We start from the raw sequence: 26,149 nt of genomic DNA, 5'->3' as shown, positions 1-26,149 counted from the left end.
ATCAATACTGGTGCGGCCGAACCGAATTCACTTCGCCGGAGCGGGCGTTGCGGTTGGGTTGTTGCCCTTTTCCTGCTGATAGGTGTCGTTGTAGGTTTTCCAAACCGTGCTGACAAGGCCGGTCACCTGGTTGAGGATCAGCGAGCCGTTCTGGAAGTCCGAGCGCAAGCCGTCCGGGACCGGGTAGGCGTTGCTCAACGGCAGGCCGAGGACACCGGCGTCCGCGCCGAGTTGGAGGAATCGGTCGAGGATCGCCCCGGCCACCTCGAAGACCTGCCCGGTCGGCGTCGTGTAGACGTAACCGTTGACGAACTTCGCGTACTGCTGGCCCTGCGCCGCGGGCAGCACCTCGGATTGCGGCGCGCCGAGCGGTCCGTTCGCGCCGCCGCGCTCGGACCAGTGCCTGGCGACGAGGTTGTCGTTGACCATGCCGAGCAGCTTGGCGGTGAGCGCGGCCAGCGCGGTCAGATCCGGCTGGCCGGTCCGCTGTCGCGGCGCGGGCTGATCGGGCTGGCTCGGTGCCGGACCACTCGAATCAGGCAGCGGATCAACAGGTTTCGGTGCTGCGGCGGGCGCGCCGGCGACGACGCTCGCGGCGATATCGCGGATGCGATCCATCAGCGCGTAGGCCGCGTCACCGGGGCAGCTGGTGTTGCCGACGTCGCGGTGCGCGAACACGATCGGCAGCTGCACCGCCTGGCCCTGGGCGTAAGAGGTGAACTCGGTGCCCTCGGAATACATGGTGGTATTGGCCTTGGGATCGAGCCCGGCCATCTTGGCCCGCCAGCCGATGAACTGGCCGATCGCGTTGAGCGCCGCATCGGTCGGCGGCTCGGATTCGTGATTGCCCATCAGCGCGACACCCGAGGTGTTCTCGTTGAAGCCGCCCGCGTGCGCGCCCTGCACCGGGCGGTCGAGCCCACCGTAGCGGCCCTCGAAGATCTGGCCGTACTTGTCGACGAGCGCGTTGTAGCCGATATCGCACCAGCCGAGCGTTTTCGCGTGATAGGTGTAGATCGCCCGGACGATGGCGGCGGATTCGGCCTTGCCGTAGTCATTGCGTCCGGCGGTGTGATGCACCGTGATACCGCCGAGATGATCGTCGTAGGTGGGGTTTTCGCAGCGGATGGATTCGTCGGCGCCCCACTGCGCGCGGCTGATCACATTCGGCCCGCCGCCGGGCAGCGCGCCCGCGACATCGGAGAGGGCGGCATCGATCGCGCCGCGGCCCGGATCGATCAACACCGCCTTGAGCGCGGCCGCGCCGAGCTGAGCCGGGTCGTCACCGCGCGCGGCGGCCGGTGCCGGCACGGGCGGCGGTGGCACCACCGGATCGGTGAGCGGCAGCTGCGGCGCGGGCGGGACCTGTGCGGCCGCCTGCTTGCGCGTCACCAGGATCTGCACTGCGTTGGTGTTGCCGACGTAGATCGGCTCGGTGCCGGTGGTGCGGTCGGCCGGGCCGCGATCGGCGCGCCGGGTGTCCACCGATTCGGTGTTGAACCAGGGACCCCAGGTGCCGTCGGACTGTTTGGCGCGAATCAGCGCGGTAGTGTCGGCCAGGGTCGGCGCGGTGAGCGCGACGACGCTGAACGGCTTATCCCTGGTGAGTTCCTTCACCTGGGCGCCGACCTTGTTCAGCAGGTCGGGCGGTATCGCGCCCGGCGCGAGGGCCGGAGTGTCCGGCGTTGTGCCGGGTGCCAGCTGGGTGCTATCGGAAATGTATTGGACCGCAGGGGCTTTGGCGGGTTGCCTGGGCGCGGGCTGCACGGTCTGCGGTATGGGTTGTCCGGTCTGCGGTGCGGCTTGGTCGACCTGCGGGGCGGACTGCCCGGCCTGCTGTGCGGATTGCCCGACCTGCGGGGCGGCTTGCCCGACCTGCGGGGCGGACTGCCCGGCCTGCTGTGCGGGCTGCCCGGCCTGAGGCACGGACTGCCCGGCCTGCGGTGCGGACTGCCCGGCTTGGGGCGCGGACTGCCCGGCTTGGGGCGCGGACTGCCCGGCCTGCGGAGAAATCGACCCGGGCTGACCGGAATTCGCGTTCGGCGCCGGGGCGGGGCTCGGATTAGCTTGGGCCTGTGGGGGATTCAGCCTCGGCAGTGGGATTTCCGTTGGCAGCTCGATACCCGGCGGCACCGGAATACCCGCGGGCACCGGGATGGAGGTCGGCAGCGGCAGCATCCGCAGATCGGACAGATGCAGATCGGGCAGGTTCAGGCCGGTCAGCTCGCGCAATGGGAGCACGATATCGGGCGCCTGGCTGAGCACCACCTCGGCGAGTTGAGCTGGTACCGCCGCGATACCGGAATCGGTGGTGGTGCGGTAGTCGGACGAATCGCTCAGCGTGAGGGTCGCGAGCGGGGCCGCTACCGCGAGCGTGGTGACCACCGGGAGCACGTAGGAACGTTTCGATTTTCGGTACGGCACGCGCGTCTCCATTCAGGTCGAACCAGTGATCGCTGCGCCTGCTGTCGTCTCGGTCGCGAAAAATAGGGTCGCGCCGGACGCATCAAAGATCACTTTAGTCACAACTGTCACATATGCTAAACCTCTGATTGAGGTTTATTCAATTGCTCGAATGTAGCTCTCGAGTGGCGACGGTGCTGGGCGACATGCCGACAGGTAGCAAACCCGGCCGGTCCTGGAAAACCGTGGGAGTGAACGGATGCGAGGCAGGCAGCACCGGAACGGGGACGAGAAGGACCGACTACGCGGGCGCGCGGCGCGGCCCGCCGGATGGTCGCGCCCGGACCTCGCGTGGCTCTCGCGCGTGACACTCGCCCCGCTCGGGCGGCGCACGCCCGGCCTGCCGCGACTCACACCTGCCCTGATCACCGGCGGAACCGTGCTGCTCACCGGCACCGTACTGCTCTGGTGGCACCCCGATTCGCCGCTGTTGCGCGGCGCGGCGGGCTACGGGCACGGCCGCGGCATGAGTCAGGTCGGCGCATTCGACAGCGCCGTCCAGGGCTGGACCGCCGAGCACATCCTCGACCACTACTATCCGGGCGCCGCGCTCGGTACGGTGCCGGATGTTCCGGTGCGGGTGCGGTTGATGGGCCGCGACGGCAGCGCACTCGATACGTACGCGGAGGCGGGGCTACGGGTCGCTGGCCGGATGCTGAACCCGGACCAGACCGCTCACCTCACCGCGCTGCCCGATGGGCGGGCCAACGTTGTCGTCACCGTCGGCTGCGACGGCGATACCGTCTGGCAGGCCACCACCGACGATCCGTGGGCCTATCCGATGGATCCCGGACCCGGACGCCCGGCGGCCGAGCACCTGAAGCTGTGCGGCGGCGGCGAATACCGCGGCGCGCTCGGTGTCGCCATGGACAATGGCGAGGCACGCACCGTCAATCAGGTGGTGGTCGAGGACTATCTGCTCGGCGTGGTGCCCGCCGAGGTATTGGCCAACTGGGCCGATCAGGGCGGGGTCGAGGCGCTGCGCGCGCAGGCCATCGCCGCCCGCTCGTATGCCCTTGCCGAACAACGGTATTCGTACGCGCAGACCTGCGACACCGACGACTGCCAGATGTATCCCGGCACCGCGAAGGAGGATGCGCGCTCGGCCGCAGCGGTCGCCGCCACCGCCGGAACCGTATTGCTGCGCGAGGGCCGGATCCTGCGCTCGGAATACTCCGCCGCACCCGACGGCGGCAGCCCGGCCGATATCGGCGCCTTCGCCGTCGGTCCGACACCCGGCGAACTCGCCGGCCGCGAAGTACCAAGCGGCACACCGGATCCGCGTTCCGGCATCGAATCTCCGATCGAGGTCGAATACCGCAGGATCGGCGGCCCGAACAGCAGCGTCGGCACACCACTCGGCCCCGAGATGTCGCTACCGGGACACGCGGGCCTCTACCGGCTCTTCACCAACGGCGTCATTATCGCGACCCCAACCCTCGGCGCCCAGGTAGTCGACTTCTCCACCCTCCTCCAACTCATCCCCGACGCACAGGGCGACCCCTCCGGCCGCTCCGTCCCCGGCCGCACCACCCCGGAACCCGCTGCCCCACAAGCAGTTACACCCCAACCCGATTCCGCCGCGCAATCGGCCGCCGCACCCGAGGGCGGATCCGGCTCAACACCTCAACCACCTGCCACCGCAGTCGGCACACCGAACACCGGACCCGCCCCACAACCGGCCACCGCGGCCGAGTCCGGATCCGACGCAACGGCTCAACCACCTGCCACCGCACCTGCGGTCGGCACGCCGAATTCCGGACCCGCTCCACAACCCGCCGCCGGATCCGACGCAACACCTCAACTACCTGCCGCCGCGCCCCCGGTCGGCGTGCCGAATACCGGACCGGCCCCACAATCGGCTACCACCCCACAGGCCGGACTCAACCCCGCCCCCAAATCCACCACCGCCCCCTCAGTCGGAACGGCTAGCCCAAATGCTGTAGTGGACCCCCGATCCGGCGCAATCTCGCCCACCACGCCGGGACCGGCCACTGCGCCCTCACCCCGCGCGAATCCGAACGTCGGATCCGCCCAATCCGCACCGACCTCGTCCGTGGCTCCCGGATCAGCTGCTGTGCCCCCACTCGTGGCGAGCCCGAATGCCGGAGCTTCCCCTCGACCCGGTTCGGTCCCGCCCACCGTTCCCGGACCGGTGACCGCACCGCGCCCGAATGCACCCATCGCTCCTGGTCCGACTGCCGCACAACCGAATTCGATCCGACCCGGCGGAGGATCCGAACCAGCGCAGCGTGGTTCGGCCTCGCCGGGTAGCGCCGCACCGGGGGCCGAGAACGGCGGTGTCGCACCGACCGGGAATCCCGGAGCGCAAACCCCGCCCGCACAACCAGGACCGGCCGCCGCACCTGAACCGCCTGCCGCACAACCTGATTCGCCCCAATCCGACGAGGCAACCGCACCAGAGTCGTCGACCGCACAAGATGCCCCGGCGCAATCCGACACCGCGGACTCGGCAATCGAGCCCGTCTCGGTCCGCCTCGGTCCGGCCACGCTCGGCGCGAATGTCCCCACCGGTCTGTCGACATCTGGAAGCGTTGCTCCACACTATGTTCCGGCCCGACCGACAGCTAACTCGGATTCCGTATCCGACCACGCGGCCACGCGGAGCGGTAGCCTTCCGCCCGCGACGGTCACCCCGCCCGATGAGCAGAAGCCCGCCGAGTCATCGTTCGCCACCGAAGATATTGTGCCGCAGCAGGATTCAGCTCAGCACGACGAAGTGCCCGCGCCGGGCTCGATCGCGGACCAAAGCGCACCGGCCAAAGCGACGCCGGAACGCGATGCACCGCAAGATCGTTCATCGTCACAGCCGGGCACGGTCGCGCCGAGCACCGCATCGACGCCGACACCACCTCCGACTCCCGGCGTCGCCATCCCCTCGGGCCACACCACCAACCGATAGGCGCACCTCCGCATCCGCTCCAGTCGTGCGCAGGTCCGAAGACGACATCGCCGACAACACCCGCCAGGCGTACCCCCCCCACGATTCGCTCCGGCCATGCGCGAGTCGGCGGACGACGTCGACAGCGCCCATTAGACAGCTATTACTGCCTCCCGGTCCGGACTAGCAGTCGTGCGCGGACAGACGTATGGCTTCGGTTCAGCCCCACCAGCGTTCGAGGACGACGGCGACGCCGTCGGCGGAGTTCGCCGCGGTCACCTCGTCGGCGACGGCGAGCGCCTCCGGGTGGGCGTTGGCCATGGCGACGCCGCGGCCGGCCATGGTCAGCATGGGTACGTCGTTGGGCATATCACCGAAGGCGACGATCGCCGCGTCGGCCACGCCGAATCGCTGCGCGACGGTGGACAGGCCGGATGCCTTGGTGACACCGGGCGCGGATAGTTCGATCAAACCGTGATCGGTGGAGTAGGTGATGTCAGCGCGGTCGCCGACCAGCGGCGTCAGCGCCGCGCGCATCGCACCACTGGCCGCGCCGGGTAGGCGGATGAGCATTTTGATTGCGGGTGCGTCGATCACCTCGGCGCGGGAGACCGCGGTGTCATCCGGGTTGAGCCAGGCGTGCTCGTATTCGGGTGAGCTGACGAACTGTGGTGTCGCCGCGTCGTGTGCCCGCGCTCCGACCCGCTCGGCCGCCAAACCACAGCCGGGGAGCGCCCGTTCGGCCAGTTCGGCGATCCAGGCGAGGGTTTCCACATCCAACGTCCTGCTGTCGAGCACGCGGTCGGTGGCGCTGTCGTAGATGACCGCGCCGTTGCCGCAGACACACAGCGGCGCGTGACCGAGCCCCTGCACCACCGGTTCGATCCAGCGCGGCGGGCGGCCGGTGGCCAGCACGAACGGCACGCCGTCGGCGAGCAGCGCGGCCACCGCGGCCCTGGTGCGCGCGGTGACCTGCTCGTTGTGGTCGATCAGGGTGCCGTCGACATCGGTGGCCACCAGTTTCGGCTTGGGCAGGTGCAGGGGTGTCACCTATTCCATCCTGCCGGACGGCCCGTACACGGTGGGCGCGGGCCGAACCTCAAGACGACGGACGCCGCCACTGATCATCGGCCGACGATTCAGGCGCGCCGGACTCGGGCATCGGCGGCATGTCGAACGCGCCGAGCGGCTGATCGGGATTCCCGGCCCAACCGGCGCTCCCGGCACCGCCGAATCTCCCGACCCGACCGACAGTCCCGGCGCAGAGGTACCACCTATTCATCCTGCGGGACGGCCCATACACGGTGGGCGCGGGCCGAACCTCAGGACGACGGACGCCGCCACTGATCATCGGCCGACGATTCAGGCGCGCCGGACTCGGGCATCGGCGGATAGTCGAACGCGCCGAGCGGCTGATCGGGTTGCGCGGCCGGAGAAGACCACTGCGAAGCGACCGGGGTTCCCGACGCGACCGGCGCTCCTGGCGCAGCAGGAGTTTCCGGCCCCACAGGCGCTCCCGGCACCGCCGACGTTCCCGGCCCAACTGATGGTCCTGGCGCAGCAGGAGTTTCCGGCCCGACCGACGGGACAGCCGGGGTTCCTGTGGCGAGCGGGGATCCCGGCATGCTCGGAGCCATTGGCGCCCCCGGTGCGGCCGGATAAGGCGGGGCACCGAAACTGGTTGGCGCGCTGTACATTTGCGGATTTCCGTACGGGTAGCCCGCAGGAACGGGATAGGGCTGGGCCGCCTTGAACTCCAACCAGCGCCGGGTACTCGGCACCAAGGCGAGCACCGCTGTCCCCACCGGGAACAGCAGCCCGATCGCCCCGGCCACGCCGCCGAGTTGTGCCGACGGCACGCTATCCGCGGAGTAGTTCAGCGTCACGATCAACGAGATGACGCCGAGTACGACGACGATCGCGCAGCCGATGACGATCGCGATCACCCCGGATCGCCGCCGCGTGAGCAGTGCGATCGCGCCGAGGCCGAGCAATGCCCCGGACACGATGGCGATCAGCCCGGTGCTCACCACGAATGGCTTGTACCAGCTCTGCGCGAACAGCCCGGTCGAGTCGTAGTCGCTCAACCTGTCGACCGCGTCCGAGATGCCGAAGAAGACGTTTACGGCGCCGCTGAGCAATTGCCCGACCGCGCCGATGGCGGCGAGCACCCCGGCGATGATCGCGGTCGTGCCGCTGGGCGGCGCGGTGCTCGCCGGATATCCCGGGTACGGCTCGTATCGCGACGGAAATTGTGGATAGTTCATGCTTCTCCCCCGTGTTGTCATTGCCGCGTGCGGCTGTGCCGCCAGAATAGAGGTCTAAGTCGAATGCGCGCGTAGCGCACGTCGAGCCGGGCACGTCTTTATGATCGACCAGATACCCGACCGAGAACCAGGGGACCGATGACCGGCTTTCTGCTGCGACGTGCGCTCAACTATGTCGTACTACTCCTGCTGGCATCGTTCATGACGTTCAGCCTGGCCTCGCTCACGTTCAAGCCGCTGGACTATCTCGAGCACCGCAATCCGCGGCCGCCCCAGTCGGTGATTGATGCGAAGGCCGAGGAGCTGCATCTCAACGACCCGATCCCGCAGCGCTACGTGACGTGGGTGAAAGGTGTGGTACACGGCGATTTCGGCAAGACGCTGACGGGACAGCCGGTGCGCGACGAGCTTGGTAGGCGGGTTTCGGTCAGCCTGCGGCTGTTGGCGATCGGCTCAGTGATCGGCACCGTGCTCGGCGTGCTGATCGGTGCGGCAGGCGCCATCCGGCAATATCGGTTCAGCGACTATTTCACGACGATCGTCTCGCTCTTGATCCTCAGCACACCGGTATTCGTGATCGCAACGCTGTTGAAATACGGTGCGCTGCAGGTCAATCAGCTCACCGGGCAACAGGTATTCCTCTATACCGGCCAAACCTCGGCCAACAAGATCGAGGGATTCGGTCCACAGTTGGTGGACCGCCTGCAACATCTGGTGTTGCCGACGCTGGCACTGGCGTTGGGTGCTATGGCCGGATACAGCCGCTACCAGCGGAATGCCATGCTGGACGTGCTGCAGAGCGATTTCATACGTACCGCCCGCGCCAAAGGACTCACGCGCAACCGGGCTCTGTACAAGCACGGCCTGCGCACCGCGCTAATTCCGATGGCTACGCTGTTCGCCTACAGCGTGCTCGGATTGATCACCGGTGCGACATTCACCGAGAAGATCTTCGGCTGGCACGGCATGGGCGAATGGCTGGTGGACTCCATCAATGCGCAGGATCTCTATGTAGTCGTGACGATTACGGCGTTTGCGGGTTTGGTTGTGCTGGTGTCCGGCCTGCTCTCCGATGTTGTCTACGCGATTCTTGATCCCAGGGTGCGTGTCGGATGACCGAAGCGGAGATCATCGTCCAGGGTGCACCCGAAATCGCGGCGGCTGGCCGACGAAGGTTGGTGTGGCGGCGCTTCCGGCGCAACAAGGCCGCAGTGCTAGGCGCACTGATTCTGCTCATGCTGACTATCTGTAGTTTCGCGCTACCGCCGTTTCTGCCGTACGACTACCAGCAGCTGGATTACACCGCACTGTTGAAGGCGCCGAGCGCACGGCATCCGTTCGGCACCACGCTGATCGGTCAGGACGTATTCGCCCAGACTCTGCGTGGTATGCAGAAATCGCTGATCATCGGCCTGTCCGTAGCGGTATTCAGCACCGCGATCGCGTCGCTGGCTGGTGCACTGGCTGGACTACTCGGCGGTTGGACCGACCGCGTCATCACGTGGTTCGTCGATCTGCTGCTCGTCGTGCCGAGCTTCATTATCGTCGCAATCTTCGCACCGCGAACCAAGGGCAGCGGTTCCGTCACCCTCCTTGTCGTGTTGTTGAGCGTATTCGGCTGGATGATCAGCGCCCGTATCGTGCGCGGGCTGACTATGAGTCTGCGCGATCGTGAATTCGTCAGAGCGGCAAGATATATGGGCGCACCGATTCGCACCGTGATACTCAGTCATATCCTGCCGAACATCGCCTCGATCCTCATCATCGACACCACCCTCAATGTCGGTGCGGCGATCATGGCTGAAACGGGGCTCAGCTTCCTCGGCTTCGGCGTGCAGAAGCCGGATGTCTCGCTGGGCTCTCTCATCGCCGACGGCACCAATTCGACGATGACCTATCCCTGGCTGTTCCTCCCTGCCAGCGGATTGCTTATCACGATTGTGGTGTGCGCCAACATGGTTGGCGATGGACTGCGCGACGCATTCGATCCGAGTGCGAAGCGGGCACGGAAGAACAGGGCAAAAGCATGACCGGCTCACGGACCTCGACCGCGCCGCTGCTGGAGGTCACTGATCTGCGCGTCTCCTTCCCCGGTGAGGAGGGACGGATCGAGGCGGTGCGCGGCATCGACTTCACCGTCGCCGACGGTGAAGTGCTGGCCATTGTCGGCGAATCCGGGTCGGGCAAATCGGTGTCATCGCTCGCCGTGATCGGCCTGCTGCCGGATCAGGCCCGGATCAGTGGATCAGTTCGGTTGCGCGGACGGGAACTGCTCGGCCTCGGCGATCGCGAGCTGTCGCGGCTGCGGGGCAGTTCGATCAGCATGGTGTTCCAAGATCCACTCTCAGCGCTGACTCCTGTCTATCGAGTCGGCGATCAGATCGCGGAAGCCCTACTGGCGCATGGCAAATCGAACAAACAGGAAGCAGTGGCCAGGGCTGTCGAACTGCTAGAGCTCGTCGGCATTCCCGATCCGGCCGTGCGCGCCAAAGCATTCCCGCACGAGTTCTCCGGCGGTATGCGGCAACGGGTGGTCATCGCGATGGCCATCGCCAACGATCCTGCGCTGATCATCTGCGATGAGCCGACCACGGCCCTCGATGTGACGGTCCAGAAGCAGATCCTCGAATTGCTCCGCAAGGCACGCGATCTCACTGGAGCTGGGGTTGTCATGATCACCCACGACATGGGTATCGCGGCGACGTTGGCCGACCGGGTCGCTGTCATGTACGCCGGCAAGATCGTGGAAACCGCGACCGCCACTGAGCTTTTCACCGAGCCGAGGATGCCGTACACCGTTGGTCTGCTCGGCTCGATTCCACGAATGGACGGTCCGGCACGGGTGCCACTCATTCCGATCGTCGGTGCACCGCCGGCGATGCACGCGCTGCCGCCAGGATGCTCGTTCACACCCCGCTGCCCGGTCGCGATCGCCGAATGCACCGCCGCCGAGCCGCCCTTGGAGATGACCCACCAGGGCCATGCCGCCGCCTGTATTCGCACCGCGGAGGTCGGATCCCAGGCCCTTTTCGAGGCGTACCGCCGCGAGATCAGCGCACCGGTCGACGAAGTCACCATCGAAGAGCGGGTTGTACTAAGGGTTTCGGACCTGGTGAAAACCTTCCCCATTACCTCCGGCGTGGTCTTCCGCCGCCGCACCGGTGAAGTGCGCGCCGTCGATGGCATCAGCCTCGAGTTGCTGGCCGGGCGAACACTGGCGCTGGTAGGTGAGTCCGGTTCCGGAAAAACCACCACACTCACCCAGATCCTGGAATTGGCGCAGCCGGAGTCCGGCCGTATCGAAATCATGGGCAACGACGTCGCGACACTCACCAAGGCTCGCAAACACGAGATCCGCAGGGCGATGCAGATCGTCTTCCAAGATCCCACCGCATCACTCGATCCACGTCTGCCCGTATTCGACGCGATTGCCGAACCGCTACGGATCGATGGGCGTTCCCGCACCGAAATCGCCGCCCGGGTACCGGAATTGCTACACCAGGTCGGTCTGCGCCCGGAGCACGCCGACCGCTATCCCGCCGATTTCTCCGGTGGGCAGAAGCAGCGCATCAGCATCGCGCGGGCCCTCGCGCTCGACCCGGAAATCCTGGTACTGGACGAGCCGGTTTCCTCGCTCGATGTATCAATCCAGGCAGGCGTGCTGAACCTGCTGCGCGAGTTGCAGTCCCAGCGCGGACTGTCATATCTGTTCGTGTCGCATGATCTTTCGGTGGTGCGCAATCTCGCGCACGACGTGGCGGTGATGTACCGCGGCAAGATCGTCGAATCTGGTCCCGCCGAGCAAATTTTCGCAAACCCGCAGCATGAGTACACTCGTGCGCTCATCGACGCGATTCCCGTACCCATCAAGTAATCACGCAGCCTCGTCTGCCGAAAGGAGCGCCCCATGCGGCTTCGTTCAACGGTGACCCGCCTCGCGGCGCCCGTACTCGCCGTCGGACTGATGACAACCGGATGTTCGTCGAACGAGACCAGCGCACCGCCGGGCACCGAAGCGGCGCTAGGCACCACAAATGACATCAACCCGCACGATGTCGCCGACCTCCGCGACGGCGGCAATCTTCGGCTCGCGCTTTCCGCCTACCCGGCCAACTGGAACAACCTGAGCATCGACGGAAACGATGGCGAGATCGGGGGGCTCGAGCGTCCGATGATGCCGCACGCCTTCCGGACCAGCGCCTCCGGCGAGCTCTCGGTCAACACCGACTACTTCACTGATGTCAAACTGACCAATACCGATCCGCAACAGGTCACCTACACCATCAATCCCAAGGCGGTTTGGTCCGATGGCAGCCCGATTACCTGGGAGGACATCCAATCTCAGGCCAATGCGCTGAGCGGCCGGGACAAGGCGTTCCAAATATCGAACAACGTCGGTTTCGATCGAGTCGAGAAGGTCGAGCGTGGCGTCGACGACCGGCAGGCCATCATCACGTTCAGTAGGCATTTCGCCGAATGGCAGGGCCAGTTCGCGGGCAATTCGGCCCTGTTCCCCAAATCGGTTACGGCCACCCCAGAGGCGTTCAACAAGAGTCTTGTCGACGGGATCGCCCTCACCGCCGGACCGTTCACGGTCCAGTCGACCGACCGAGCTCAAGGTCGAATCGTGTTGGGCCACAACCCGAAGTGGTGGGGTGCCACGCCGAAACTGGACACCATAACCTTCAGCGTCCTCGACAGCGCGGCCCTGGTACCTGCACTGCAAAACAACGAGATCGACGCGGTCGGTATCGGCAACCGCGACGATCTGAAAACCGCGACGAGCACTCCTGGCATAGCCATCCGCCGAGCCCCCAGTAATTTCTGGAACCACTTGACCTACAACGGCGCACCAGGTTCGATCCTGGCAGACCCCAAGCTGCGGGTTGCCATTTCGAAGGCGATCGACCGGCAGGGCATTGCCACGGCCATTCAGAATGGCTTGGTCGAGCACCCCGTCCCGCTCAACAATCACATCTACTTGCAGGGACAGAACGGCTACCAGGACAACAGCCTGCCCTACGATCCCGCCGCTGCCGCGAAGGAGCTCGACGACCTGGGTTGGAAGCTGAACGGGGATGTCAGGGAAAAAGACGGCCGCAAGCTGGAAATCCGAGATGTGATGTACAACGACCTCAGTTGGGTACAGATCGCGCAGATCATCCAGCAGAATCTGGCCCAGGTCGGGGTCAAGGTCGATATCGTGACCCAGCCCGGCAAAGGGTTCTTCACCGATGTGATCGGCCCCGGTAATTTCGATATGGCGCAGTGGAGTTGGCAGGGCGACGCATTCCCCCTCGGGAGCATGTTGCAGATCTGGGGCTACGACCCGAAGGATTTCCAGGGGAATTATGGCCACATCGGCTCACCTGAGCTGAATGCCCTTATCGAACAGACGCTTTCCGAACTGGACCCGAAGAAGGCGATCGAGTTGGCCAACCAGGTCGATCGAAAAATCTGGGAGGAGGGGCATTCGCTTCCGCTGTTGCAATCGCCGGGCAATGTCGCAGTGCGGGCGAATCTCGCCAACTACGGCGCGGCTGGCCTCGCCTCTTTGGACTACACCAAAGTCGGCTTCCTGAAGTGAGTTTCGGATCGGGCCACCCGCTGGCCTATCCGACGGTTGTGACGATCGGCGTCCTCGCGGTGTGTGCCGCTTGGGTGCCGTTCGCCGATTCGGATCAGGGTGCCGGACTGGCCACCGTCGCGGTTCTCGTATTGGGCTACAGCGTCTTTCGGTTCGCAACGGCGTTGGGATACCTGACGAACGGCCTGACCGGCGCGACCGGTGTGGCGAAACGGGTGCGCCAACAGCACCGGTTGGACAGCCGGTCCTGGCTGGAACTCTCCGTCGACGGCCGAAACCTGTGGCTGCCGGTGTATTTCGAACCCGCACTGCTGACGATGACGGAAACCACCGCGACGCTCGACGGCCGCGCCCCGTGTGTCGGCGAGCTGCGCGTGTACCCGTCAGGGCGGGTGCGCTCCAGCGAGCCGCCCGGCAGGCTCATCGACAATCCGTCCCGTCCAGACCCGAATGCCCCTGGCACGCTGCGGATTTCCCGTCGTCTCCTGTTCGACGCGCAGTCGGCGGTCGCCGCGCCCTTCGCCGGATTGCTATGGGTCTACGTCGCAGGGGGCGGTCTCGCGGCCTTCCTCGGCGCCACCTGCGTCGCCGCGGCGGCCGCGCTCTGGTTCGCCGCCATTCGCGGCTCCGACCCGAGCTGACGCCCTGCGGGCCGTACCAGGTCCGACGGGCGCGAGCACCATCATCAGCCCACAGAGTCCGAAATTCATCGCCGATCACCGATCCACACAAATCGGATACTACGTGCTGTAGTAGTCGAGCGGAATCGTTCGGAAGTACGAGAGGCGATGGCAGCTACCCGAGCAGACGCTCCGCGATGGCGCGCGCCCTGGCGGCCGCCTCCGGCGTGCCCTCGCGCAACGCGGTGACGATCGCACCGTCCACCAGCAGCGCGAATTCCTTTGCCAGCGTTGCCGCGTCGGGTTGACCCGCCGCGGCCAACAGCTCGGCCAAGTACTCGGCCACATGCTGTTTGTGCCGGTCCGCCACCCGATGTGCGGCACTCTCGCGATCGGCCACCTCGACCATGGTGTTGATGAAGGCGCACCCGCGGAAATCATCGCGCGCGAACCGCTCCGCCAGCGCGTCGAAGACGGCTAGTGGCCGGTCCACCGGATCGGATGCCTTGTCCGCCACCGCTTCTCGTAGCCAGGCCAGCCAGCGCCGATCCCGTTCCGTCAGCACCGCGACCACCAGGTCGTCCTTGCTCGCGAAGTGGCGGTAGAACGACGCGCGGCCGACCCCGGACTCCTGAAGCAATCGCTCCAGCCCGACCGCGCGGACGCCCTCCGCATAGAACAGCTCTTCAGCGGTGTCGAGCAGCCGCTGCCTCGCCCGTGTTGCCATGAACCCACCGTAGCAGAACGGAACCAATCGGTACCGTTCCTCTTGACGAAGACGGTACTGATCAGTACCGTCTTGCTCGGAACCGTTCGGTACCACCAGATTTCGAACAACATGGAGTGCAGATGTCCCGGCTACCCCTGCTGACCGCCGAAACCGCCGATGCCGAACAGGGCGAGCTGCTCACCGAGGTGCGGCGCCAGCTCGGTCGCGTACCGAACCTCTACGCCACCATGGCGAACAGCCCGGCCACCCTGCGCGGCTATCTGAACTTCCGCGACGCGCTGACCCGAGGCGACCTGCGCGCCCGCACCCGCGAACGCCTCGCCCTGCTGGTCGCCGCCGAGAACGGCTGCGACTACTGCGTCGCCGCGCACACCATGCGCGCCGGAAAGTTGGGGCTGAGCGATGAGGAGATCCAGGCCACGCGCGACGCGCACGCCGACGATCCGCACACCGACGCGGTGCTTCAGCTCGCCGCCGCGGTCATGCGCACTCGCGGCGATATCACCGACGACGCACTGGCAGCGGCCCGGGCGCAGGGCGTTACGGATGCCGAAATAGCCGAAACCATCGGACATGTCGCGCTCAATACCCTCTCCAACTACTTCAACCACGTCGCCCGGCCCGAGCTGGACTTCCCGCCCGCACCGGCGGCCGAACCGAAAGAGACCGCCATGCAATCGAATTGGCGCCAGGCGCACAAGGTCCAGCTGGTGAGCGGATACGTGATCACCGGGCGGGACGGCAGGCCGACCGACGAGGTGGACGATGTGCTGATCCGGATCGAGGGCGGTTTCCTGCACATCCGGCTCGACCCCGACGGCGACGCCCAGGTGGTCTCGGCGCCCGCCGTTCGGCTCGTCACCTATCGGCCCTGATATCCGCCGTGCCCGGCCGCTCGGCCGGGCACTCGGCATATTCCGGCCTTGACATCTAGTTACCCTAGGGGGGTATGGTACGAATATCGGTGATGAGAGGAGCCCCCGATGACCCTCACGACAGAATCAACGGCCACCGGCCAGGTCGAGCTGGTGATCGGCGGCATGACCTGCGCGTCCTGCGCCAACCGCATCGAGAAGAAACTGAACCGGCTCGACGGCGTCACCGCGACGGTCAACTACGCCACCGAGAAGGCGCGCGTCGAATTCACCGGCGACGTCTCCCCCGCGCGGCTCATCGCCACCGTCGAGCAGGCCGGTTACACCGCGGCGCTACCCGCCGGGAAGGCGGAGCCGAAAACCGCGGCGGCCGAGGCCGATCCGACCGCGGCGCTGCGCACCCGGCTGCTGGTCTCCCTCTTTCTGACCGTGCCGGTGATCGCCATGGCCATGATCCCGGCGCTGCAATTCACCAACTGGCAATGGCTTTCGCTGACGCTGGCCGCACCGGTGGTGGTGTGGGGCGCGCTCCCCTTCCACCAGGCCGCCTGGACCAACCTGCGGCACTACACCGCGACCATGGACACCCTGGTATCGATGGGAACCCTTGCGGCGCTTGGCTGGTCGATATACGCCCTGTTCTGGGGCACCGCGGGGATGCCGGGCATGCGGCACCCATTCGAATTCACCGTCTCGCACACCGACGGCAGCGGCAGCATCTACCTGGAGGCCGCGGCGGGCGTCACCACCTTCATCCTGGCCGGACGCTACTTCGAGGCGCGATCCAAGCGCCGGGCGGGTGCGGCGCTGCGCGCACTGCTGGAGCTCGGGGCCAAGGAGGTCTCGGTACTGCGCGGTGGCGTCGAGCAGCGAATTCCGGTGGAGCAGTTGGCCGTCGGCGATAGTTTCGTGGTGCGGCCCGGCGAGAAGATCGCCACCGACGGCGTTGTGGTCGACGGTTCGTCGGCGGTCGACGCCTCGATGTTGACCGGTGAATCGGTGCCGGTGGAGGTCGAACCCGGAGCCGCCGTGGTCGGTGCGACCGTGAACGTCGGCGGCCGGATCGTGGTGCGGGCCAACCGAATCGGCGCGGATACCCAACTGGCGCAGATGGCGCGGCTGGTCGAGGACGCACAGACCGGCAAGGCGCAGGCGCAGCGGCTGGCCGACCGGATCTCCGGCATCTTCGTACCCGTTGTGCTCGCGCTGTCGGTGGCGACGCTCGGATTCTGGCTGGGCACCGGCGGTTCCGTAGCCGCGGCCTTCACCGCCGCGGTGGCGGTGCTCATCATCGCCTGCCCGTGCGCGCTCGGCCTCGCCACACCGACGGCGCTGCTGGTCGGCACCGGACGCGGCGCGCAGCTCGGCATCCTGATCAAGGGCCCGGAGGTTTTGGAGTCGACCCGCCGGGTGGACACCGTGGTGCTGGACAAGACCGGCACCGTCACCACCGGCCGGATGACACTGATCGAAACCGTCGCCGCCGACGGCGCGGATGCGGACCGAATCCTGGAACTGGCGGGCGCACTGGAGGATTCGTCGGAGCACCCGATCGCGCAGGCGATCGCCAAGGCCGCGCAGGAGAAGTTCGGCGAGCTGCCCGCGGTCGAGGGATTCGCCAATATCGAGGGGCTCGGCGTACAGGGCGTGGTGGACGGTCACGCGGTGATCGTCGGCCGGGCCCGGCTGCTCGCCGACTGGTCGCAGCACCTGTCGGCAGACCTCGAAAAGGCCATGCGCACAGCGGAATCCGAGGGTAGGACGGCTGTCGCGGTGGGCTGGGACGGCAGCGCGCGCGGCGTGCTCGTCGTCGCCGACGCGGTGAAACCGACCTCGGCAGAGGCGATTACGCGGCTGCGTGCGCTCGGACTGACACCCGTCATGCTGACCGGTGACAATGCGGCCGCCGCCCGCACCATCGCCGATCAGGTCGGCATCGAACAGGTCATCGCCGAGGTTCTGCCGCAGGACAAGGTGGCGGTGATCGAACGGCTACAGGCCGACGGCAAGGTGGTCGCCATGGTCGGCGACGGCGTCAACGATGCGGCGGCGCTGGCCAGGGCCGATCTGGGTCTGGCCATGGGCACCGGCACCGATGTCGCCATCGAGGCCGCCGATCTGACCCTGGTGCGCGGCGATCTGCGCGCCGCCGTCGACGCCATCCGGCTCTCCCGCCGCACCCTCGGCACCATCAAGGGCAACCTGTTCTGGGCCTTCGCCTACAACGTCGCGGCGATTCCGCTCGCCATGGCGGGGCTGCTGAACCCGATGCTCGCCGGGGCCGCGATGGCGTTCTCCTCGGTGTTCGTCGTCAGCAACAGCCTGCGGCTGCGCGGATTCCGTTCGACGGCAAGCTGATTCGAATACGGAAACGGGACGGCTCGGTGCCGTCCCGTTTTTGTTTGTGTATCAAGGCAATTCAGGATGATAGTGGTCGATCCAGAGGACGAAATCGAGGAACTGTTCCAAGCCGAACCGGTGCGCGAAGGTCAAACCATCCGGCGCCTTGGCGGCCAGTTCGGCGACGGCGGCCCGATCCATCAACTCCAGGACCGGATGGTCGGGGCGCTCGAACAGCACCGCGCCCACCTGCCGCTGCACCGCGTCGAAATATGTCCTGTCCGTGGCCATCGGGTAGTGGCCCTTGACCCGCCGCACCACCGATTCCGGCAATATGTCCGCGGTCGCCGCGCGCAGCAGGCTCTTCTCTCGGCCATCGTGGGTGCGCATCGACCACGGCACGTTGTACACGTATTCGATGAGCCGGTGATCGCAGTACGGCACCCGGACCTCCAGTCCGGTCGCCATGCTCATACGATCCTTGCGATCCAGCATGCCCCGCAGGAAGCGGGTCAGGTGCAGATGCGATATCTGGCGCATCCTGCGGTCGAATTCGCTTTCCCCCGGTAGCACCGCCACCTCGGCGATCGCATCCCGATACGCGTCGCGCGCATAGGTTTCCAGGTCCAGGGCTCGAGCGACCTCCGGTCGTAGCAGCTCGGTGCGTATCCCGGTGCCCGGGGGCGCGACCACCAGCCACGGAAATACGTCGGCGTCCCAGACCGCCGGGTTGTGGAACCAGCGATAGCCCGCGAAGATCTCGTCGGACGCTTCGCCGGACAGTGCGACGGTGGAGTGGTCGCGCACCGCCCGCGCCAACAGCAGCAGCGAGGCATTGACGTCGCCGTAGCCGAGCGGCAGGTCCGTGGCCGCCACCACGGCCGCCCGGACCTCGGGTGCGGCGAGCGCGGCCGAATTGATCACGACCCGTGTGTGTTCGGCGTCGACGTGCCGAGCGACCTCCACCGCGAACGGCGAATCCGGCGTCGCATGCCATTCGTCGGCGACGAAATTCTCCGACTGATCCGCGAAATCGACGGTGAAACACCGGACCTTCTCACCGGATTCGGCCAGGCGGGCCGCGGCGAGTGCGGTGAGCGCCGATGAATCGAGTCCGCCGGACAGCAGCGTGCACAGCGGCACATCGGCCACCAGTTGGCCGGCGACGCTTTCCTCGAGCATGCCGCGGACTGTTGCGATGGTGGTCGGCAGGTCGTCGGCGTGCTCGGCCACCGGCAGCGACCAGTAGCGGCGGGTCCGGATACCGTCCCTGGTCACGGTGACCACCGTGCCAGGATCGACCTGGCGCATGCCGTGCCAGATCGCGATGCCCGGATCGGTCATCATGGTGAACAGTTCCCGCAGGCCGTCCAGCCCCAGCGCCGGGCGGGCGAGCGGATTGGCAAATATCGCTTTGGGTTCCGAGCCGAACAGCACACCGTCGGCGGTCGGCCACAGGTAGAGCGGTTTGATACCGAGCCGGTCCCGGATCAGCACCAGCCGCTCGTCCCGAGCGTCCCAGAGCGCGAAAGCCCACATGCCCGTGAGCTTTTCGGCGACGGCGTCACCCCATTCCAGGTAGCCGCGCAACACCACCTCGGTATCCGAGCGGCTGCGGAAGCGATGACCGCGGGCCACGAGTTCCGCGCGCAGCTCGGTGAAGTTATAGGCCTCACCCGAATACACCAGTGCCACAGTGCCGTTCGGGGTTTCCACGGTCATCGGCTGCGCGCCGCCCTCGATATCGATGACCGCGAGGCGCCGATGACCGAGCGCCGCGTGCCGCTCGAGCCACACGCCACCCGCGTCCGGGCCGCGCTCGGCCATGGTCGCCGTCATCGCCTCGACGATGGTCCGTTTGTCGGTGAGGTCGCTGCTGAAGTCGACCCATCCAGTGATTCCACACATACCTTCAGTTTGAAGTGACTCTAACATTGATACAACCACAATTTTGTGGTTGCCATAGTAGAGTTCGACCATGGACGAGCCCGGTAGCGAATCGACGCCCCACCGCACAGCCGACCCCGGACTCCGCGAACTGAAGAAGGAACGCACCCGCCGAACCCTGCTGCGCGCGGCCTACCAACTGTTCGCCGAAAAGGGCTACGACAAGACCACCACAGCCGAAATCGCAAGGGCCGCAGAGGTTTCCCCCGGCACCTTCTTCAACTACTTCGCCACCAAGGAAGATCTACTCTTCGGCGACCGCGCCAATATCATCACCGCGGGCCTGGAAGCGATCGCCACCCGCCGCCCCACCGACCGCCCCACCGACGCCCTGCTGCGCGCCTTCGCCGCCATGCTCACCGCCGCCCACATCGATCCAGGTGACGAATTCGAACAACACCGAGCCCGCCTGGTACTCACCGTGCCATCCATCTACGCGACCATGCTCCAACGCACCTTCACCCGCCAGGAACAACTAGCCACCGCCCTACACAACACCTACCCCGACGAACTCGACGAATTCACCGCCACCACCATCGTCGGCGCCTTCACCGGCGCCGCCATAGCCGCCGCCCGCCTCGCCCTCAACACCGACACCTCCCTGACCGAAGCAATCCAAAACTCGATCACCTTGGTAGCCAACAACTTCCGTTGATACCCCAGTCTCGAACACGAAATACCCACCGGCACAGCAGATTCCGAAACCATGCGCATCTCCTCCGCCCAGACAGCGCGTTCTAACCACTAATGATCAGCAGCAAGCACCCCCAATAAAGCGCCCCACCAACAAAACCGCCCAACACAACCCAACGCAATCAACCCACGAAAGCGCCCGAGAGGCTCGGTCGACTATGTGACGTGCGTGCATCTCCGTGCGGCGTACCCGGAACCCATCCATGTTTCTATTCGGTACGAATCAGATGCGTTGTCCAACAATCCGTACCGATGACCATCCGAGATGAAGGTAACGGCATGCGCGCTGTGCGCCTTCGAGAAGCTGCTGTCGAGTCCGGAACATGCTCACTGATGGATGTCGACCGCCGGTCGACATCCGACAAGCGAAAAGGGGTCCCCTCCATGCACACTCGCTACGCCGTCGGCGCCACTCTCGGCGCCCTCGCCCTCCTCGTCACGATGCCCGCCTCGGCCCACGCGACGGCGGCCAATCCCGCCGGAACTTTCTCCTACGAGTACAAGGAAGGGGGCAAGAAGCAACACATCGAGGAGAGAGATCTCCGATCCCTGAAATGCGTCGAATACATTGGCGAGGACCCGGACGAGCCTATCCAAGCATTCTCGCCCGAGAACGCCACCGACACGCCGGTGATCGTCTACGCCGACAGGAACTGCGCAGGCAAGCAAACAACGCTTCCCGCCCACAGCGAAGCCAGGCCAAAGCTGAACTTCAAATCATATTATTTCAAAAAGGCTCCGAAGTGACAGCATTCGTACGCCCCACCACCAACACAACTCCCACCACCGAAGACCGACAACAAGCGGCCCGAATAAAAGACCCCGCCAACAAACGCCCCAAAACAACCCCAACGCAACCACCTACGAAGGGGGGTCCCGGGGGCGAAGCCCCGCCGGGCGGGGCGTGGGGGCTGCGCCCCCACAAAACATGGCGAAACGAGCCCGGCCCATGCCCTCCATGGGCATGGGCCGGTACGAGTGGAGCGAATGACGGGATTCGAACCCGCGACCCTCACCTTGGCAAGGTGATGCGCTACCAACTGCGCTACATTCGCCTGCCTTTCGCTGCTTTCGCAACGTCTTGCGATGATGAACTTTAGTCGCCATACCCTCGTTCCACCAAACCGCCCCGGTCGGCGGGTGTCGTATCGCATAGGTTGGCGGCATGAGTGGGGTCAGGATCGAGGTTGCGCGGCGGGCCACTTCGGAGCTCGCGCGTGCGGTGTCCGCGTTGAATCGTCAGTTGTCCAGTTCGCCGCGCGAGTGGTCGGTGGATGGGCTCGGCGAGTTGCTGTCCGCCGAGTCCAACACCTTGTTCGTCGCGTATCTCGATGACGCGATCGTCGGCATGTTGACTCTGGTCACCTACCCGATCCCGACGGGCATCCGGGCCAGGATCGAGGATGTGGTGGTCGACGAGTCCGCTCGCGGCCGCGGTATCGCCTTCGACCTCACCACTGCCGCCGTCGACCTGGCCCGCGAAAAGGGAGCCCGCACAGTCGATTTGACCTCACGTCCGGAGCGCGCGGCCGCTAATCGGCTTTACCTCCGCGCCGGTTTCACCGCCCGTGATTCGGTCACCTATCGTCGGACTCTCGAGTGAGGACGCGCCGAGTTACCGGGAGGCCGGGGTGCCTGCCCGAAAGGCATCGATATGGTCGGCGACCCACTGGGAGTACGTGCGGGGCGCACGGCCGAGCACCTTTTCGACATCGTCGGTGATGGTGACGTCGACGGCTTTGCGGAGCATCGCCTGCGCCTCGAGCGCACCCGCTACGAATTCCGGTGACGGCCCGCCGCCAGCAGATGTTCGCGCGCTACCTCGTCGGGTACGTCGACGACCTGAAGCTTGCGGCCGAGGGCGGCACCGATCACGGTGGCCTGCTCATGCGTGTTGAGCCCCCGGGCCCGGTGAGGGTGTACGTCTGTCCAGCATGGGCGTCGGACAGCAGCGCCTCGACGGCCACGGCGACGATATCGCGCGGATCGATCCACGGCTGTGCGCCGATACCGGTCAGGTTTGGCACCGGCCCGCCGGCCCGGCCGCCGACGCGGTTCGGCGCGAATACCGAACCACGTTGTGCCAGCATGATTTACGTCACCCGGCGATGAGCTCCGCGAGTTGCGTACGCGCACCGGTCACCTCGGCGGCGCCGAGGAAATTCGGATAGTCCCGCCAGCGCACGATCTTCCCGTTCCGAACGGTGAGCACACCGATCGTCGAGGTGAACCGGAACGGCTCACCGGTGACCTTCGATACGCCGGACAGCTCGAATTCGAATGTCACCACCTCGGAATCGGTGCTCTCGTACACGGTCGCCTCGTTGGCCCGAATCTCCAGTGTGGCCATCGCGGCGCTCATCGCATCCGCCCGGCGCTCGGCGAAGTGCGCATTGATCGCCTCGGGCCCCTTATACGATTTCGGCTTGCCGGGCAGCGCGAACGGCGTCTCGTACACCGCATCGTCGGCGAATTCGACGCCGCCTTCGCCGAAGAAGCTGCGCCGCATCAACTCGACCATCTCGCGCGGCCCGATAACTCCACCGTTGTTGATCTTTTCACTCATGCGATCACGATGCCGCGAGCGCACCGGTGTGCTCTAGGAGGAACCGGCACAACCGATTTCAGAGGTGCTTACCGGGTCCACCGGGCAGCGGGGCGGTGAGGAAGGCCGCGACGTGATCCGCGGCCCACTGGGCATACGTGTGCGGCGGCCTGCCGAGCACCCGTTCGATATCACTGGTGACCACGGCGTTGCCGTTATCGCGCACGAAGGCCTGACCCGCCATCGCGATATCGGCGAACTCCGGTGACGCGCCCGCGGCGATGTAGTTCTTTCGGGCCACCTCGAGCGGAATATCGACGACCTCGATCGTCCGGTGCAGCACGGTCGACAGGATGGCCGCCAATTCGTGCGTGTTGAGAACGGCAGGCCCGGTGAGGGTGTAGATCTGTCCGGCGTGGTCGTCGGACAGCAGCGCCTCGACCGCGACCGCGGCAATATCGCGCGGATCGGTCACCCCCTGGCCACCGTCACCGGTCATATTGGGTACCGGATTTCCGCCGCGGATCGCCGCAGCCCAGCGCAGCGTGTTGGTGGCAAACATGCTGGGGCGCAAGATGGTCCACACCGCGCCGCTGTCGCGCAGCACCTGTTCGCCCGGCAGATGCCGCGTGTTGACGGGCTGATCGGATTCGCCGGTGCCGATCGCGGACAGCTTCACCATCCGCCGCACCCCGGCGTCACGCGCCGCGGCGGCAAGGGCGGGATCCAGTTCCTCGTAGCCGGGACCGAGCTGGCCGACGAGAAATGCGGCCTCGGCGCCCGTCAGCGCCGCCGCGAGCGAAGCGGCATCGCGATAATCCCCGCGCACCACCTCGACACCCGTCGGCAGATCGGCCCGCGCCGGATCGCGGGTTACGGCGCGCACCTTTTCGCCCCGCGCGGCCAGCTGCCGGGCAACTTCGCCACCGATGGTGCCCGTGGCACCGGTAATTACGATCATGTCTATGACGGTGCCGCCGTTACCCCTGGCCGGATAGGAAAAACCGGCACAGCGAACCCGCCCCGAGCTGCTTAAAGTGGATCCGGTGACCACCATGCAAACGGCACCCGTGACCGCGGACAATGTCGAACACCCGATGCGGCTGCCGGAATCGCTGCGCCCGTGGATCACCGAGGCGGGGTACATCCCCATCGTCCGCTACGGCGCCGAGCCGTTCGCCCATGTGCCGCAGGCGGTTACCACGATCGCGCTGCACACCGACGCGTCCGGCCGCCGCGACGCACTGGTGCTCGGCCCGCGCACCCGGGCCACCTACGCGCGGGCCGACAAGAACGCCGGATGCCTGCGGCTGCGGCTCGCGCCGGGCGCCACCCGGCCGCTGCTCGGAGTGTCCGCGGCGGATATCACCGACCGGGTCGTGCGGCTCGGACAGTTGCCCGGCGTCGTGGGTGAGCTCGCCGACGCACTGCTGGAGCTGGGACCCCACGATGCCCTGGCTTATCTGGAAGAGACACTGCCGCAACGGCTTTCCGAGGATCCGACGCAGCGCGCACACCGCGCGCTGCTGAATTCGGCGGTCACCGCGCTATCCACCACGGCCGCACCGGTGCACCGATTGGCCTCGACGCTGGCCGTCAGCGAACGCCAACTCCGCAATCTTTTCACTACCGGCGTCGGCGTCTCGCCCAAGCATTACGCCCGGATCAACCGCGTCCGCCACGTCATCGAGCAGGCGGGCAACACCCCGTGGTCCCAAATCGCGACCGCCACCGGCTATTACGACCAGTCGCATATGGCCGCCGACTTCCGCACGCTGATGGGCGTGCCCCCGGCCAGGTTCTTCCGCGGCGATCTGCCCGCACCGACCCCGTGCAGGTCCATCAGTCGCGTCTGATCGACACGCACATATATGGAATAACTGATCGTCATCCCAACCGTCATCGACCGATGCCGGTTGATCAGGCGATCCGCTATCGAACACCATTTCGCATTGGAGATTCTGATGTCAGAAACAGTGGACAATACCTCGGAGCGAGAGCTCGATTTTCCGCTGGGCCGTACCGGCTGCCCCTTCGATCCGCCACCGGAATATCGGGAATTGCGGACCAGCGAACCCGTTGCCAGTGCGAAATCCGGCACCGGCGAAAACATCCGATTGATCGCCCGGCACGCCGATGTCCGTGCCGCATTGGCTGACCCACGGATCAGCGCGGATTTCCGCACGCCCGGCTATCCCGGCCGAGCCGCATTGCTCAACACGGATGCCCCAGTTTTCGCTCGTACCGATCCGCCCGAACACACGGTGCATCGGCGCCTGCTGATATCGGATTTCACCGTGCGCAAGGTGCGGGAGATGCGCCCGGAAATTCAGCGGATCGTCGACGCGCAGCTCGATGTAATGGCCGAGCTGGCGCCGCGGGCCGACCTCGTGGACGTCTTCGCGCTTCCGGTGCCGTCCCTGATCATCTGTCGCATGCTCGGCGTTCCCTATGCCGAACACGATTTCTTCCAGTCCAGGGCCAGGATTGTGGTCGATCGCCGCAGCTCCATCACGGACCTGCGGATCGCGATCGGCGAGCTGCGCGAATACCTGGTCGAACTCCTTGCGATAAAGCGTGACCAGCCCGGCGACGATATTCTCACCAGGCTTATCCGAGAGCAACAGGCAAATGGCCTCAGCGATATGGAACTCGCCGCCAATGCGGTGACCCTGCTAAACGCCGGTCACGAGACCACCGCGAATATGATCGCGCTGGGTGTTCTCGTGCTATTAAGCCACCCGCAGGCGCTCGCCGAACTGAAAGCGGACGCAGACCTGTGGCCGAACGCGGTCGACGAACTGCTCCGTTATTTGAGCATCGCGGATACGATTCTGAGCCGAGTTCCGAAGGAGGATATCGAGATCGGTGACACCGTCGTGAAATCCGGCGAAGGATTGTTCGCCCTGATCGGTTCGGCAAATCGCGATGAAACAGTTTTCCCTGATCCGGACCGCTTCGATATTCATCGATCCACCCGGCATCACCTGGCATTCGGATATGGCGTGCACGCATGCCTCGGGCATCATCTGGCCCGCGCCGAACTGGAAATCGCCCTGGAAACCCTTTTCCGCCGCTTCCCGGACCTGCGGCTCGACGCGGAATTCGACGAACTACCCTTCAAACACGACGCCGCCGTATTCGGCGTGCATTCCCTCCCGATCAGCTGGTGAGCGAAAG

The 26,149-nt window shown here is 66.0% G+C and carries 22 protein-coding genes and 1 tRNA gene; 13 read left to right on the top strand and 10 right to left on the bottom strand.

All coding sequences use genetic code 11. The features are described from left to right. Positions 1 to 27 precede the first annotated feature (27 nt). Positions 28 to 2,424, bottom strand: a complete 2,397-nt coding sequence (locus tag F5544_RS00775; RefSeq protein WP_238847026.1) for an N-acetylmuramoyl-L-alanine amidase — start codon at positions 2,422 to 2,424, stop codon at positions 28 to 30. 238 nt (positions 2,425 to 2,662) lie between these two features. On the opposite strand from F5544_RS00775, the gene F5544_RS00770 reads away from it, so the two are divergent. Then, complete coding sequence (locus F5544_RS00770) at positions 2,663 to 5,386, top strand: SpoIID/LytB domain-containing protein (protein ID WP_167471390.1); 2,724 nt, start codon at positions 2,663 to 2,665, stop codon at positions 5,384 to 5,386. 198 nt (positions 5,387 to 5,584) lie between these two features. Here F5544_RS00770 and F5544_RS00765 read toward each other — a convergent pair whose 3' ends face one another. Next, positions 5,585 to 6,415, bottom strand: a complete 831-nt coding sequence (locus F5544_RS00765; protein ID WP_428847108.1) for an HAD family hydrolase — start codon at positions 6,413 to 6,415, stop codon at positions 5,585 to 5,587. A 272-nt stretch (positions 6,416 to 6,687) separates the two neighbouring features. Next, entirely contained in the window at positions 6,688 to 7,632 is a 945-nt protein-coding gene (locus F5544_RS00760) for a hypothetical protein (RefSeq protein ID WP_167471389.1), read from the bottom strand. Between the two features lie 138 nt (positions 7,633 to 7,770). On the opposite strand from F5544_RS00760, the gene F5544_RS00755 reads away from it, so the two are divergent. The 5 genes from F5544_RS00755 to F5544_RS00735 are packed head-to-tail and all read left to right on the top strand — an operon-like array spanning position 7,771 to position 13,860. Then, positions 7,771 to 8,748 carry an ABC transporter permease gene (locus F5544_RS00755; RefSeq protein ID WP_167471388.1) on the top strand — a complete coding sequence of 326 codons (978 nt, stop codon included), beginning with the start codon at positions 7,771 to 7,773 and terminating at the stop codon, positions 8,746 to 8,748. Next, a complete protein-coding gene (locus F5544_RS00750) occupies positions 8,745 to 9,662 on the top strand; it encodes an ABC transporter permease (RefSeq protein ID WP_167471387.1) in 918 nt (305 codons plus the stop codon). The genes F5544_RS00755 and F5544_RS00750 overlap by 4 nt, the downstream gene beginning before the upstream one ends. Beyond that, positions 9,659 to 11,506 carry an ABC transporter ATP-binding protein gene (locus F5544_RS00745; protein WP_167471386.1) on the top strand — a complete coding sequence of 616 codons (1,848 nt, stop codon included), beginning with the start codon at positions 9,659 to 9,661 and terminating at the stop codon, positions 11,504 to 11,506. The genes F5544_RS00750 and F5544_RS00745 overlap by 4 nt, the downstream gene beginning before the upstream one ends. Before the next feature lie 33 nt (positions 11,507 to 11,539). Next, entirely contained in the window at positions 11,540 to 13,219 is a 1,680-nt protein-coding gene (locus tag F5544_RS00740; protein WP_167471385.1) for an ABC transporter family substrate-binding protein, read from the top strand. Beyond that, a complete protein-coding gene (locus tag F5544_RS00735; protein ID WP_428847107.1) occupies positions 13,216 to 13,860 on the top strand; it encodes a hypothetical protein in 645 nt (214 codons plus the stop codon). The genes F5544_RS00740 and F5544_RS00735 overlap by 4 nt, the downstream gene beginning before the upstream one ends. A 154-nt stretch (positions 13,861 to 14,014) precedes the next feature. On the opposite strand, the gene F5544_RS00730 is transcribed toward F5544_RS00735, so the two are convergent. After that, on the bottom strand, positions 14,015 to 14,566 hold the full coding sequence (locus tag F5544_RS00730) for a TetR/AcrR family transcriptional regulator (protein WP_167471384.1): 552 nt from the start codon (positions 14,564 to 14,566) through the stop codon (positions 14,015 to 14,017). A 122-nt stretch (positions 14,567 to 14,688) separates the two neighbouring features. Here F5544_RS00730 and F5544_RS00725 point away from each other — a divergent pair, with 122 nt between their 5' ends. Then, positions 14,689 to 15,444 (top strand): carboxymuconolactone decarboxylase family protein, encoded by a 756-nt coding sequence (locus tag F5544_RS00725; RefSeq protein ID WP_167471383.1) that lies wholly within the window; start codon positions 14,689 to 14,691, stop codon positions 15,442 to 15,444. Between the two features lie 108 nt (positions 15,445 to 15,552). Beyond that, positions 15,553 to 17,802 carry a heavy metal translocating P-type ATPase gene (locus F5544_RS00720; protein WP_167471382.1) on the top strand — a complete coding sequence of 750 codons (2,250 nt, stop codon included), beginning with the start codon at positions 15,553 to 15,555 and terminating at the stop codon, positions 17,800 to 17,802. A 51-nt stretch (positions 17,803 to 17,853) separates the two neighbouring features. Here the strand turns inward: F5544_RS00720 and asnB are convergent, their stop codons facing one another. Further along, a complete protein-coding gene (gene asnB / locus F5544_RS00715) occupies positions 17,854 to 19,692 on the bottom strand; it encodes an asparagine synthase (glutamine-hydrolyzing) (protein WP_167471381.1) in 1,839 nt (612 codons plus the stop codon). A 70-nt stretch (positions 19,693 to 19,762) separates the two neighbouring features. On the opposite strand from asnB, the gene F5544_RS00710 reads away from it, so the two are divergent. Then, the gene (locus F5544_RS00710; RefSeq protein ID WP_167471380.1) at positions 19,763 to 20,386 is read left to right on the top strand and encodes a TetR/AcrR family transcriptional regulator; all 624 of its coding nucleotides are present in this window, start codon (positions 19,763 to 19,765) and stop codon (positions 20,384 to 20,386) included. Positions 20,387 to 20,676: 290 nt separating this feature from the next. Then, a complete protein-coding gene (locus F5544_RS00705) occupies positions 20,677 to 21,171 on the top strand; it encodes a hypothetical protein (protein ID WP_167471379.1) in 495 nt (164 codons plus the stop codon). Positions 21,172 to 21,403: 232 nt separating this feature from the next. Here the strand turns inward: F5544_RS00705 and F5544_RS00700 are convergent. Continuing rightward, positions 21,404 to 21,479 (bottom strand) — tRNA-Gly (locus F5544_RS00700). Between the two features lie 110 nt (positions 21,480 to 21,589). Here F5544_RS00700 and F5544_RS00695 point away from each other — a divergent pair. Beyond that, positions 21,590 to 22,027 (top strand): GNAT family N-acetyltransferase, encoded by a 438-nt coding sequence (locus F5544_RS00695; protein ID WP_167471378.1) that lies wholly within the window; start codon positions 21,590 to 21,592, stop codon positions 22,025 to 22,027. 12 nt (positions 22,028 to 22,039) lie between these two features. On the opposite strand, the gene F5544_RS46980 is transcribed toward F5544_RS00695, so the two are convergent. The 4 genes from F5544_RS46980 to F5544_RS00680 all read right to left on the bottom strand — a co-directional run bounded on the left by F5544_RS46980 (position 22,040) and on the right by F5544_RS00680 (position 23,930). Continuing rightward, the gene (locus tag F5544_RS46980; RefSeq protein ID WP_275107003.1) at positions 22,040 to 22,174 is read right to left on the bottom strand and encodes a hypothetical protein; all 135 of its coding nucleotides are present in this window, start codon (positions 22,172 to 22,174) and stop codon (positions 22,040 to 22,042) included. A gap of 121 nt (positions 22,175 to 22,295) precedes the next feature. Beyond that, positions 22,296 to 22,514 (bottom strand): hypothetical protein, encoded by a 219-nt coding sequence (locus tag F5544_RS00690; protein WP_167471377.1) that lies wholly within the window; start codon positions 22,512 to 22,514, stop codon positions 22,296 to 22,298. An 8-nt stretch (positions 22,515 to 22,522) separates the two neighbouring features. Beyond that, positions 22,523 to 22,990, bottom strand: a complete 468-nt coding sequence (locus F5544_RS00685; RefSeq protein ID WP_167471376.1) for a nuclear transport factor 2 family protein — start codon at positions 22,988 to 22,990, stop codon at positions 22,523 to 22,525. A gap of 58 nt (positions 22,991 to 23,048) precedes the next feature. Further along, entirely contained in the window at positions 23,049 to 23,930 is an 882-nt protein-coding gene (locus F5544_RS00680) for an NAD(P)H-binding protein (protein ID WP_167471375.1), read from the bottom strand. Positions 23,931 to 24,024: 94 nt separating this feature from the next. Here F5544_RS00680 and F5544_RS00675 point away from each other — a divergent pair, with 94 nt between their 5' ends. Continuing rightward, the gene (locus F5544_RS00675; protein WP_238847570.1) at positions 24,025 to 24,825 is read left to right on the top strand and encodes a helix-turn-helix domain-containing protein; all 801 of its coding nucleotides are present in this window, start codon (positions 24,025 to 24,027) and stop codon (positions 24,823 to 24,825) included. A 108-nt stretch (positions 24,826 to 24,933) separates the two neighbouring features. Further along, positions 24,934 to 26,142, top strand: a complete 1,209-nt coding sequence (locus F5544_RS00670; protein ID WP_167471374.1) for a cytochrome P450 — start codon at positions 24,934 to 24,936, stop codon at positions 26,140 to 26,142. The last annotated feature ends 7 nt before the right edge of the window (positions 26,143 to 26,149 follow it).

It is taken from the genome of Nocardia arthritidis, from assembly GCF_011801145.1.
Taxonomy (GTDB): domain Bacteria; phylum Actinomycetota; class Actinomycetes; order Mycobacteriales; family Mycobacteriaceae; genus Nocardia; species Nocardia arthritidis_A.
This window is presented reverse-complemented; position numbering and strand designations above follow the sequence as displayed.

Bases quoted from the DNA above. Each gene is read 5' to 3' on its own strand.
- F5544_RS00770 (WP_167471390.1), top strand. From the start codon at position 2,663: ATGCGAGGCAGGCAGCACCGGAACGGGGACGAGAAGGACCGACTACGC.
- F5544_RS00760 (WP_167471389.1), bottom strand. From the start codon at position 7,632: ATGAACTATCCACAATTTCCGTCGCGATACGAGCCGTACCCGGGATAT.
- F5544_RS00755 (WP_167471388.1), top strand. From the start codon at position 7,771: ATGACCGGCTTTCTGCTGCGACGTGCGCTCAACTATGTCGTACTACTC.
- F5544_RS00750 (WP_167471387.1), top strand. From the start codon at position 8,745: ATGACCGAAGCGGAGATCATCGTCCAGGGTGCACCCGAAATCGCGGCG.
- F5544_RS00745 (WP_167471386.1), top strand. From the start codon at position 9,659: ATGACCGGCTCACGGACCTCGACCGCGCCGCTGCTGGAGGTCACTGAT.
- F5544_RS00740 (WP_167471385.1), top strand. From the start codon at position 11,540: ATGCGGCTTCGTTCAACGGTGACCCGCCTCGCGGCGCCCGTACTCGCC.
- F5544_RS00730 (WP_167471384.1), bottom strand. From the start codon at position 14,566: ATGGCAACACGGGCGAGGCAGCGGCTGCTCGACACCGCTGAAGAGCTG.
- F5544_RS00725 (WP_167471383.1), top strand. From the start codon at position 14,689: ATGTCCCGGCTACCCCTGCTGACCGCCGAAACCGCCGATGCCGAACAG.
- F5544_RS00720 (WP_167471382.1), top strand. From the start codon at position 15,553: ATGACCCTCACGACAGAATCAACGGCCACCGGCCAGGTCGAGCTGGTG.
- asnB (WP_167471381.1), bottom strand. From the start codon at position 19,692: ATGTGTGGAATCACTGGATGGGTCGACTTCAGCAGCGACCTCACCGAC.
- F5544_RS00710 (WP_167471380.1), top strand. From the start codon at position 19,763: ATGGACGAGCCCGGTAGCGAATCGACGCCCCACCGCACAGCCGACCCC.
- F5544_RS00705 (WP_167471379.1), top strand. From the start codon at position 20,677: ATGACCATCCGAGATGAAGGTAACGGCATGCGCGCTGTGCGCCTTCGA.
- F5544_RS00695 (WP_167471378.1), top strand. From the start codon at position 21,590: ATGAGTGGGGTCAGGATCGAGGTTGCGCGGCGGGCCACTTCGGAGCTC.
- F5544_RS46980 (WP_275107003.1), bottom strand. From the start codon at position 22,174: ATGCTCCGCAAAGCCGTCGACGTCACCATCACCGACGATGTCGAAAAG.
- F5544_RS00690 (WP_167471377.1), bottom strand. From the start codon at position 22,514: ATGCTGGCACAACGTGGTTCGGTATTCGCGCCGAACCGCGTCGGCGGC.
- F5544_RS00685 (WP_167471376.1), bottom strand. From the start codon at position 22,990: ATGAGTGAAAAGATCAACAACGGTGGAGTTATCGGGCCGCGCGAGATG.
- F5544_RS00680 (WP_167471375.1), bottom strand. From the start codon at position 23,930: ATGATCGTAATTACCGGTGCCACGGGCACCATCGGTGGCGAAGTTGCC.
- F5544_RS00675 (WP_238847570.1), top strand. From the start codon at position 24,025: ATGCAAACGGCACCCGTGACCGCGGACAATGTCGAACACCCGATGCGG.
- F5544_RS00670 (WP_167471374.1), top strand. From the start codon at position 24,934: ATGTCAGAAACAGTGGACAATACCTCGGAGCGAGAGCTCGATTTTCCG.